Below are 10,881 nucleotides of genomic sequence, written 5' to 3' on the forward strand. Positions count from 1 at the left end.
ACTTTCCCTGTAGCAAACAGCACCTAGAAATGATGTGCATATCAACAAATTGTTTATCATTTGTTTCATTTGATGATTGTCACTTTTCGTAAATAATAAACCCATGCAGATAATTAAAAACGTTTAAAGTCAAATAAAAAAGACGATCACTTATCATGTAATCGTCACACTTAGATCATTTTAGCGTCGCATAAATCCATTTTTAAGCCCTTCTCTTATCATCTACTGCAATTGCTCCAACCGACATTGCAGCAGCAAGCCCTGCAAGAACATATGTAAAAATAATGCTATACAACAACACTTCTTTCATCATATAACTCGATAATTTAGCCCTATAATCTTCCGTTAGAGTGGAATTAAGCCGATTATCTTTCATAACCTTGCCACAACATATTAAAAGAGAAGTAAGGTTTTCTATCTGTCAAACGAAACTCCCTATTTTGACGTTCTTGAAAAAGAAATTCCTACGAAGACTTGAAAGTTTAGGATATACTGTTCATTACAAGAACCTGAAGTATCTTAAGCCAGTCGACATATCACACCCATTTATAGATGAATTAGGCGCTCTCCTCTTTTTAATAAATAATGGAGCTACGCCTACTTTAGTATTGTCTTTTTCCTTAAAATTCAAAGGTTTATTTACAAAGTAGTGAAATAAAGAAAAAGCAATGGATATAAAAAACGTATGACTTGTTACTTTATTTCATTGATATACTGCTTTGCCCACTTACACCATTCCAAGTACATTTCAGAATATCTTATTCCATATTCAACGGTTAACATAGTGCCTACGTCTTGTTCTTCTTGATTGTTAAAGTGTTCTTTCCAATGTTTTGTCTTACTTAAAATGCTTTCTTCTCTCTCTATAACGTCATCTAACAATTTATTAATTTCTCTAACTGATAAAACAGGAAAAATAGTCGCTTTAATTAAAAATTCATCTTTAATTTTTGCAAGTGTTAAAGGTTCTTCAATTGCCCAGCGTATTAATTCCTTCTTTCCTGCATCTGTAAGAGAGTATACTTTTTTATTTGGTAAGGTTCCTTGAATAACTAATTCGTGTTCTATTAAGTTATCGTTTTCCATTTTACGCAATTCTGTGTAGATTTGGCTATGAGTCGAACTCCAAAAATAAATCATCTGTTGCTTAAATATTCTTACCACATCATAACCTGTTACTGACTTTTTAGAAATAATCCCTAACAAAGCATAACGTAAGCTCATAAAACATCAATTCCTTAATATTTGTCTATATAAAGAAATTATAGCATATTAACTTGACCAAAGTGTTTATCATTGTTTACTATAGCTATAATTTCATATGTCTAAAAAGACATATAAAGGAGGGTGGTTTTAATAATGAAGAAATTTCTCAATAAAAAAACGTTATTCATTTCGATTATCACTATTGTTATCGTATTAATTTTGAGCCTATCAATATTTATTATATGGACTCAAAATACATATAGTGCGATAGATGTTGAACGGCTCGAAATAGAGGAAGTCAAGGATGCAGAAGACGGATGGTATATCTATACAGCTGAACATGCGGATAAAGGTTTGATTCTTTATCCTGGTGCAAAAGTTGAACCTGAGGCGTATGCCTATTTAGCGCAAGAGTTAGCGAAGCAAAATATTACAGTGGCTATACCCTCGGTTAGATTAAATTTGCCAATTCTCGATGTTTCTAAAGCCAATGAAGTAATAAATAATGGTAATCACCTAGATTGGTATATTGCTGGCCATTCAATGGGAGGTGCTGCAGCGGCTATGTATGTAGACCAACATTTAGACAAAGTAAACGGACTTATCTTACTTGGCGCATATGCAGCAAGCAATGATGTTTTAAGTGAATCCAACTTACCTGTTCTCTCGATAAGCGGGGCAGTGGATGGATTAAGTACACCTGAAAAAATTAAAAAATACAGCTCGAACCTACCAGAAACAACGAATTTCATTGAAATTCTAGGTGGTAACCACGCTTATTTTGGTGTATATGGTAGTCAATCTGGTGATAATGAAGCTCAGATAACAGTTGGTGAACAGCAGGCAATGATCATAGATTCAATTGTTACTTGGTTGAATGATGTTCATGTCACTAGTCAAGGTGAAACATGAAAAAATTAAAAGTCTATTCAATTATAACAACTATTATTGTGCTATTTGTCCTTTTGCAAGGTTCCATTGTCACCAAAACAGGATCTGGTCAAGGGTGTGGAACGACGTGGCCGCTCTGTTTTGGTGAAGTCATTCCATATAATCCCACGCTAGAAACGATTATTGAGTACACTCATAGATTAATCTCTAGCGTTGCAGGTCTACTGGTTTTAATATTATCCTACTGGTCTTGGCGAAAATTGAATTTTATTAAAGAAATAAAATTCTTTGCAATTCTTGCCTCTTCTGCCATTATTATTCAAGGTTTAATGGGGGCTGGACAAGTTGTATTTGGACAACCCCCATTAATTATGGCATTACATTTTGGTTTTTCAGCAATCTCTTTAGCGGCTGTTTTTACGATTACTCTTTTTACATTTGAAAATCCATTTAATAAAGCCATAGTACCAGTTGGAAGACATTTTAAGCGTTTTGTCATTGCTATTACTATTTATGCTTACACCGTTATCTATACAGGTGCATTTGTAAAGCATATGGGAGCGTCTACAGCTTGTACTGGTTTTCCTTTATGTAATGGAGAGTTCGTCTTATTTAGCCAAGGAACCATTGTTTTTGCTCAGATGTTTCATCGTTTAGCAGGCATGTTGTTAACCGTTCTTGTTATAGTGTTTGTTTTATGGATATTAAAGCTTTATAAGCATCAACGTCTATTAGTAATCCTCAGTTTTGTTAGTGTATCACTAATATTTGTACAGCTTTTAAGTGGAATAGGAATGGTTTTTACTTATAATCAAAACTTGACGATTGGAATTATCCATGCACTAGTAATCTCTATTTTGTTTTCTCTATTCACCTATATCGTTGTCATAACAAGAAGGATTAAGTAATATTTTTTAATCGTAAGTATAGAAATGGATAATGTGAATAACTAATTCAACGCAGAAGTATTTTCTGATACGGGATGTTAACCGCTTCAGGGACGGACAATTATGCAACCGCCACTGCCACCAGTCAAAGAAGTAAATTATGAAAGACTTTCCCTTAAGATTGCACAGTATGCAAAAGATATTGTAGATTTAATGATTCAAAATAAATGGCTCGAACAACAAACAGGTAGTGTCAATAAGTTTGTGTAAAAATCAATAGGGTACTTCCTCAGGTCTTAGGGGAGGGAGTTTCTGGTATGGCCCCCGAGGGGGCCATACCAGAAGACGTTTCCACATCCCTATTCGCGTTCGGTTCATTGCTTCCTCAAGACCTGGAAGCCCGTCGAATCAGCTAGAAGAATTTCTTCAAGACCACGGTGATAAAGATCGTTAAGAATCGTCTTTCAACCTAGGGCACTTTCTTGGCCACCAACATAGAAACCTAGAATTTCTCTGAAGCCATCTTCGGTGACGCCGACAACGAGATAGACGACTTCATTCGCAATATCCTCTCGACGAAGCTTGAGATAAGTACCATCTAAATAGAGGACAGAGTAGCGCTTTTTCAGTGGACGTTGTTGCCAAGACTCAATATCCTCTGCCACGACGTCGGTGATTTGACTAATCGTTGCAGCTGAGTAAGAATGACCTAAAATACGCTCAATAAGCTGACCAATTTCACGGGTGCTTACACCTTTTTGATACATGGTGATAATGGTTTCACCAAGCACTGTTCACGTCGTTGATAAGGAGAAAAGATCTCTGTTTGAAAGGCATTTTCACGATCACGAGGCACTTCTAGATCTTCCAATCTTCCATACTTGGTATCTAGTTGCCTTTGATAGAAGCTGTTCTTCTGGTTTTTTAACTCTGGGTGTTCATGTTCAAAAAAACTATTCATTTCTTCTTTCATCATAGCCTCAAGTTTTTCTTTCACAAACTCACGAACCATAGAATCTAATTGATTTTCAAGTGTGTTTTGTCCTATACTAGTACTCATAGGTAGGGCATCTCCTCTCAGTTGGTTTAGCGGTTAACTAGAGGGTACCCTACCTCTTTTTTTGTTTCAAATCATTTACACAAACTATTGTACGTCATCTTCTGAACACCCTTAATATTAATGAAAAAGAAGATTAATTAATATTATCAAAATAAACTACTATTTGAACAAGTGAAAAGAATGTCTCGTAAAATCCCCCTCATCAGGCACACCTTTCGATGATTTCAATGTCTTTGATTCGGTAAAACCTCTAAGTTATACATATTCAACTTCTCCTGCTGAAAACTCTTTCTACATGATCAAAGAACCAGGGGTCATATGGAGGCACCCTGGTTCTTCTTATATTTCCTATCTTACTTCCATGCATCTAGTAACAAGTTAACGTGATAGGAAAGGTCTGCTTTTGATTCCTCTGTTATGTTCCTTTCATTTGCCTTCCGTTCAAGATGAAACAAATAATTCTCTAAAAATTTCACTGCCTGTTCTGTTGAACCTCTCTCATAATGATGTTTGACTTGTTTCAACGAATTTGTTAATTGCGCTACTAGTGGGCCAGACACTTCGCCTGCATCTATCTTTTCATTCGTCACATGCTCCAAAGCGTCAGCAGACATAACGACAGCAACATGAGCGGTTACCTCACCATGTTCCGTAGTGCCGTTCACTGTAAAAGATCCTATCGTGGAATATGCTTCCTCTGGCACCGTATCCCAATCTACAGTGATGCTGTCTATCGTATTTGTCTCAAGATTTAATACGTCCATTGTTTCAGCAAGAGCCGGTGATGTATAAAGGTCTGTTACAAGATATTCATTCGTCTTAGGGATATAATCACTAAACGCTGCATGGAAAATCCGTGTTGAGTCGTTCGCTTGGTACCAATCATTCCCTATGTGTGTGAACATAGATTGCCAAATTGCCGGCTCCCAAACTAATACAGTAGATACAGAATTATTAATCGTATCATTTGCCGCACGCATAACATCAATCAAGAAGTCTGCTTGCCCTTGAATCGTATTAGGATACCGAGAATCAGACGGACCTCCAGACGCTCTATGAGAAGTTTCCGATACCGCTAGCTCATATTCAGGAAACTCCGTAGCAAATGCATGCAAATTCCTACTTAAATTCTCCATCGGTCCATGCCACTCAGGGTAATAAGAAATCGACATGATATCAAAGCCATTATTATAATCTTCTTTAAGCCTTGTCGTCAGTTGGCGCCAAAATTCTTGTGTTTTCGCTAGACTAGTTGAACCGACAATGACGTGAATTTTCGTTTTTGATTCAGGCGAAGCATCTTGAGATGCACGCAATCCTGCATCGATGATTCTCGTGAAGCGATCCCATGCTGCATCATACGCTTCCTGTTCCTCTGGGTCCTCTGATCCCCAGTACTCCCATAACAACTCACCGCCTGGCTGTGCTGTATAGGAGGGGTCCTCTCTTGCATATCTCGGTTCATTTCCAGTAGGAATCTTTTCATTCCCCCATAGTGTTCCATCAATAATTTCATTCCCTACTTGAATATAATAAGGGGTCACTCCAGCAGCAACATGATCTGCTGTAACTTCATACGTAAAGTCATACACTGCTTCCACAAGTTCATCAAAACTTAAGTCCTTCCAAGACTTTGGTTTGATCTGTTTGCTTGGGTCTGCCCAGCTATCAGAATAATGGAAATCAACACCAACCATCATCCCTAGATCATTCGCATATATAGACTTATTTAATGTATCTTCTGGATTCATACTACCGTCAACATGAGTAACAGGGTTTCCTGTATTCTCACTACGCGGCTCATTCCAAACCCTAAATCGTGCAGATGTCATCCCTGTCTCTTGCATTGTACCAATCATGCGTCCGTCTGAGGACGGCACGTCTGTGTTGTCATGTGTCGTATATGTCCTGTCTGAAAACGCTGTATCCCAAGATAAGTCAGCACCTATAGTAAGGTTTTCTTTAAGAAAGTAGTTATTTGCCCGAATTTCAGCAATCCCTGCCACTGCACCGTCCGAAACGTCCAATAACGTTGCTTTCAGATATCTTACATCTGGAATATCTTGTATAAGAACGTCCTCTCCCCCGCTTACCGCTTCATTCGATCGATCAGATATTGTAAACCACTCTTCCCCATCACTCGATGCTTCTAGCTTATAGTTATATTCGCCGCTAATCGTCGGGAAAACAACCTCAACCTTTTTCATTCCGGGATAAGTCCCACCGAGGTCTACTACAAGCCAACTATCCTCTGAAACAGAACCAGCATCCCAGTAGGTTGAATAATTTTGGTCAACAGCTAAACTAGCATCCCCTGTCCCAGCATCAGCTGTTACCCAGCTTTTCGTTGTTAAATTCGTGTAGGCCGGAGAAATATCTGCATGTCCATAATACGCCGCTGTTGGCATGCTAAAAAAAGATGCTCCTACTAGTAATACAGCCATTAATAGAACGGTCACTTTCATTGCAAATGAATGATTTTTCATATACACATTCCCTCCTGTTTTTTAATGGATAAATTAAGACGGATCGCATCACTACCAAGTCTAAATCTCGGCCAACAATAATAACTCTATGAATCTACCTCCTTTACTTCTATATTAGGGTACATGTTGACCCTCTTTTAGAGTGACCCTATTAAATGATGTGGAACTTTGCTTTGAATTCCTACGTTCACCTTCAATCATCACATGTTCCAACATTGCCACTTAATAGAGTTCTCTCACAAGTAAAGATATATTAAAGCTAGAGAAGGCCTCTAACATTAATATCAATCATTTTAATACCGCAATTATTGTAGGTTGGGAGATTTGTATACTGAAGTAGATCGTGTTGATGAGTATATATAGCTTAGAAGAATAGATATAAAGATAAATTTAGCAACAGCCCATGATGAACTGCTCCATACTTACTCGAAGAGACTTGTTTTCATTTTATATAATTTTTTCACTAGGATGTACAACTATGTTCTACACAAAATATAAATATCTGAAACTTTCAATCAGTAAAAAAGACCTATATCTAGGACTATCCATCTATTCCAACAATAAAAATTGAAACATTCCAAAAAGCCGTCCCCCATAATAAAAGAGCCGGCTTTCTATCCTATATTTGGTTATAGAACTCTACCAACTTACTGAAGCTTCTTAATCAGAGAGCACTGTATTGCACTCTGGCAAAAAAACCTAAAACATTATTAGAGAAACACACTATTCAAAATGTAAACGTTACCATATATTCACAAAAATATTAGTATATGAAACCAAACGGGGGAATATGGTACAACACGACATCATCATGAAAATACTATGTAAGAGTAATATATTTTTTCATAGCTGTTATTCATTTCGCATTTCTTCCTTTTTTCAGGGCGAATATATCTCGATACTTTTTTGGTGTGATGCCCTCTTTCCTTTTGAAGGTTGCTACAAAGTAACTAACATCATTAAACCCTGTAAGAATAGCAACGTTTTTTAAAGGAAGCTTCGGGCTTTCCAGTAGTATTTCTTTTGCCTTTCTGATTCTAAGCTGAATTAAAAAGGTATATGGACTAACTTTGAACGTATTTTGGAACAGCCGGTTTAAATATTGCGAGCTAACATTTAGATGCGATGCCATATCGTCTAACGTAATGTCCTCTCCATAGGAGATTTCAAGCCAATCCACAATATGACGCACTTTGTCATATAAATGTGATAAAGATGGCTGGTTATTCATTTTCCCATATTTCCTTAATTTCATTATAAAGTTATATAAATGACCAGATAAATCAAGCTTTGAAAACTCTGTATCTGATTCAATTTTCAATAGCATTTCTTTGATGATCTCTTCTGATTGTATATCTCCTAAATTCGTATACAACGTAGAAGAATCCATGTTTAACGATTCTAAAATCGATTCTGCTGATTGCCCGCCAAACGTTACATAGATGGTAGACCACACTTTACTCGTTGCTAAATAAGTATGTGGAGTAAAAGGCTTTAGTAAGATTCCCCTTCCTTTTGTTAAGATGTATTCCTGATCATCAAAGGAAAACCTCCCTTCCCCCTCAATCGTTTGGAGCCAATGATAGTATGGATATCCACCCGGTCTGCGAAAGTTCAATTCTTGCGTATTATACCCTACACTTTCAACGAATAAAGGGAGTGACTCTTCCATTGTAATGTATTCATATCTGACTTTTTTGTTGTACATCCTCTACCCACCTTTTATGAGTCCACTGAAAACAGACAAATCAACTTTTTTAGTACCTTTGATTTGACTAGTAATGGATTCATTCATGATACACCTAATAATTGCGCTTTCATTTAAGTTTTCACTTTATTTATACTACGAGAAATATAATAGCCACATAAAATTAACGCTAATACTTCCAACATATATAAATCTACGCTACTATGGAGTTGTTCATAGAATAGACCTGGTAGACTAACGATTAAAAATGGAAATATACCAAGAATAATTAATTTGGGGAAATTCACTCTCCACCTTCCTTCTGCTTTAACTTCTTTCATTATGTGCTTATTCCCAAGTAGAATTCCAAATACGATCAGTACAGTTATTGGCGTTACAATGGATAAGATATGTAAAAGTGGTGTTGTGGGGAAAAACGGGGTATTTCCCCATCTCTGTGATTGTTCTAATAACCATACTGAAATAAGTAAAAGTACTATCCACAAAAATAACCCTTTTAAATAAGTCAATCTACATCCCCCTCGCAAAAAAACTAATGCCGACCTGCCTCATTTGCTTCGTTAGTACAATTAATTCAATATAAAAAACGATAATCCTTCATGGACCATCGCTTCCACTAATTTAATGAGATTACCTAAAGCAGCTACCATTCTTGTGCTAGAGCTACTCGTTAGGCTTCAATATAATCTCCATTCTTCTACTCTTTGTCGTCATCCCAATAGACCGATAAAATTCAACGGCAGATGTATTTTCCTCAGATACTCCCAATTCAACACTATCAACTCGAAGGCTTCTTCCAAATTCAAAAGCATATTTAATTAATTTCTTTCCGATACCCTTATTTCTATGCGTTTCATCAACGCAGAAGCTGTTGATAACCAATACTTTCCTTGCTTTCACAAAAGAATTCTCAGCTGTTTCTTCTTCCTTCATCACGATCACACCGACTATACGATTCCCTACGGTAGCTACAAAAATATGCTGTTTGTCATTTATCAACTGGCTTTCGAAAAACTCTTGAGCTACTGGAGTTGAATTCACTTTGTATAAATCTGGTCTAACAAAAACATGAAATTCATGAACCTGCCTAAATAAAGGCAACAATGACTCGTAATCGCTTTGCTTGGCTTTTCGAATGAATATATCCATATTTTTTTACCTTTCAATAATCTCATAATGATGTTCTGTCTGTTCTCACTTTTGATTGAACTAACCTACTGTACTCCAACAAGAGCTACCTAAACAACAGCTCTTGTTCTGAAATATTGCACTCATTATGTTAACTTTCTAAACTTTTGCATAAATACAAGTATCGGTTAATTTACGACCATCTGCCGATAAATCCTCATTCTTTAATATACCTTCAAGTTCAAACCCTAACTTTTCAGGAATTGCACGACTTTTTAGATTAGTGGATTCACATCTTATTTCGATCCTTTTGATTCTTGTCCTTAAAAGTTACTTAAAGGATAAGAATTATAACGAAGCCAACAACGCCACTGACGAGGCCTTGCCATTTTAATTCTTCATAAACAAGATAAATCGCAATGTTTATTCCAATAAAATACCCAACTCCTAAATAAATACCTTTCTCCATCGAAGCCCCCCAGACATAGCCTTTTCACACTTCTCTTTAACTTTTAGCGAGGTAATTCGGTATCGCTCTTTTTTTATCAATTAGTTAAGTCATGTTCTTCAATTAAATCAATAGTTCGTTTGTTCGAAGTATAGTTGATTAATTGGTTTTGTATATTTGCATAAAGTTCTATTTTCTCTAACTCTGCTAATGGAATCCATTTAACACCCGTCTGATTAGGGTCGGGGGTTTTAGGTAGTTTAGGCGAGGAACCATTTTTGATGACACAATCAAACATCATGGATAACGTATGAATTTCACCGAACTTATTGTTATTAAGATGTGGTACATATTCATAAGCAAAGGCTAATGGACCTACCTCTACGTTAACACACGCCTCTTCCTTTGCTTCCCTTTTTACTGCTTCTATAATCGATTCTTTCGGTTCCACTCCACCTGCAGGTAGGTCATAAACAATTCCTCTAGTAGGATCATTATATTCTGTTAATAGAATTAAACCATCTTTAATAATGATGGCCCCAGCTCGTACCCTTATATGTGCTGACAACATTCTCACTTCCTATCGTTTAATCATTTTTTAATGTATGACTAGAAATTCGTGTTGAACTATAACCTTATTTAAGAAACCTACTCGTTAGAACAATAACTTCAATATAAAAAGCGATAATCCTTCGTGGATCATCGCTTTCTGTTACATTTTTAAAAATCGAAAAATAAGTGTACTTCCGTCGTTCCAGAAATTTAGTGGCTATTTTTGTACCAGTAGTTTTTTACTCTATTACTTTTCTTCTTGTTCTAAAGTAAACAACAACACCAGTTACAAGAGCTAAAATACCAATTAGTAAATAGTTATATAAAGAAGTGGCTGTGTTCGGTAATTCTTCTCCACCTTCTTTATCCTCTGTACTTTGATCTGTCCCTGGATCTGTCCCTGGGTCTGTCCCTGGATCTGTTCCTGGGTCTGTCCCTGGATCTGTCCCTGGATCTGTCCCTGGATCTGTTCCTGGATCTGTTCCTGGATCTGTTCCTGGATCTGTTCCTGGATC

12 protein-coding genes and 2 pseudogenes are annotated in these 10,881 nt (G+C 36.6%); 3 read left to right on the forward strand and 11 right to left on the reverse strand.

Annotated features, from left to right (window positions below; all coding sequences use genetic code 11):
• Positions 1 to 202: 202 nt before the first annotated feature.
• On the reverse strand, positions 203 to 376 hold the full coding sequence (locus tag ACERJO_RS14315) for a hypothetical protein (RefSeq protein ID WP_373647925.1): 174 nt from the start codon (positions 374 to 376) through the stop codon (positions 203 to 205).
• 317 nt (positions 377 to 693) lie between these two features.
• Positions 694 to 1,224 carry a PadR family transcriptional regulator gene (locus tag ACERJO_RS14320; RefSeq protein ID WP_247107319.1) on the reverse strand — a complete coding sequence of 177 codons (531 nt, stop codon included), beginning with the start codon at positions 1,222 to 1,224 and terminating at the stop codon, positions 694 to 696.
• A 135-nt stretch (positions 1,225 to 1,359) separates the two neighbouring features.
• On the opposite strand from ACERJO_RS14320, the gene ACERJO_RS14325 reads away from it, so the two are divergent.
• From ACERJO_RS14325 to ACERJO_RS14335, 3 genes are all read left to right on the forward strand, one after another.
• On the forward strand, positions 1,360 to 2,118 hold the full coding sequence (locus tag ACERJO_RS14325; protein ID WP_373647926.1) for an alpha/beta family hydrolase: 759 nt from the start codon (positions 1,360 to 1,362) through the stop codon (positions 2,116 to 2,118).
• Positions 2,115 to 3,005: a COX15/CtaA family protein gene (locus tag ACERJO_RS14330; protein ID WP_373647927.1), complete on the forward strand. Its 891-nt coding sequence runs from the start codon at positions 2,115 to 2,117 to the stop codon at positions 3,003 to 3,005. Before ACERJO_RS14325 ends, ACERJO_RS14330 begins: the two co-directional genes overlap by 4 nt.
• 102 nt (positions 3,006 to 3,107) lie before the next feature.
• Complete coding sequence (locus ACERJO_RS14335) at positions 3,108 to 3,254, forward strand: hypothetical protein (RefSeq protein ID WP_373647928.1); 147 nt, start codon at positions 3,108 to 3,110, stop codon at positions 3,252 to 3,254.
• Positions 3,255 to 3,359: 105 nt separating this feature from the next.
• Here the strand turns inward: ACERJO_RS14335 and ACERJO_RS14340 are convergent.
• From ACERJO_RS14340 to ACERJO_RS14380, 9 genes and pseudogenes are all read right to left on the reverse strand, one after another.
• Positions 3,360 to 4,044, reverse strand: a pseudogene (locus ACERJO_RS14340) (IS256 family transposase); the annotation flags it as partial.
• Between the two features lie 353 nt (positions 4,045 to 4,397).
• Complete coding sequence (locus ACERJO_RS14345) at positions 4,398 to 6,530, reverse strand: glycosyl hydrolase 53 family protein (RefSeq protein ID WP_373647929.1); 2,133 nt, start codon at positions 6,528 to 6,530, stop codon at positions 4,398 to 4,400.
• 856 nt (positions 6,531 to 7,386) lie between these two features.
• Positions 7,387 to 8,238 carry an AraC family transcriptional regulator gene (locus ACERJO_RS14350; protein WP_373647930.1) on the reverse strand — a complete coding sequence of 284 codons (852 nt, stop codon included), beginning with the start codon at positions 8,236 to 8,238 and terminating at the stop codon, positions 7,387 to 7,389.
• A 113-nt stretch (positions 8,239 to 8,351) separates the two neighbouring features.
• Entirely contained in the window at positions 8,352 to 8,747 is a 396-nt protein-coding gene (locus tag ACERJO_RS14355; RefSeq protein WP_373647931.1) for a hypothetical protein, read from the reverse strand.
• A 154-nt stretch (positions 8,748 to 8,901) separates the two neighbouring features.
• On the reverse strand, positions 8,902 to 9,387 hold the full coding sequence (locus ACERJO_RS14360) for a GNAT family N-acetyltransferase (RefSeq protein WP_247107325.1): 486 nt from the start codon (positions 9,385 to 9,387) through the stop codon (positions 8,902 to 8,904).
• 138 nt (positions 9,388 to 9,525) lie between these two features.
• Positions 9,526 to 9,684: pseudogene (locus ACERJO_RS14365) on the reverse strand (GNAT family N-acetyltransferase); the annotation flags it as partial.
• A gap of 16 nt (positions 9,685 to 9,700) precedes the next feature.
• Positions 9,701 to 9,835 (reverse strand): hypothetical protein, encoded by a 135-nt coding sequence (locus ACERJO_RS14370; protein ID WP_373647932.1) that lies wholly within the window; start codon positions 9,833 to 9,835, stop codon positions 9,701 to 9,703.
• Between the two features lie 76 nt (positions 9,836 to 9,911).
• The gene (locus ACERJO_RS14375; protein WP_373647936.1) at positions 9,912 to 10,382 is read right to left on the reverse strand and encodes an NUDIX domain-containing protein; all 471 of its coding nucleotides are present in this window, start codon (positions 10,380 to 10,382) and stop codon (positions 9,912 to 9,914) included.
• 223 nt (positions 10,383 to 10,605) lie between these two features.
• A partial coding sequence (locus ACERJO_RS14380; protein ID WP_373647933.1) for an LPXTG cell wall anchor domain-containing protein occupies positions 10,606 to 10,881 on the reverse strand: 276 nt, incomplete at its 5' end.

The sequence above is a fragment of the Halalkalibacter sp. AB-rgal2 genome (genome assembly GCF_041821005.1).
GTDB lineage: Bacteria > Bacillota > Bacilli > Bacillales > Bacillaceae_D > Halalkalibacter.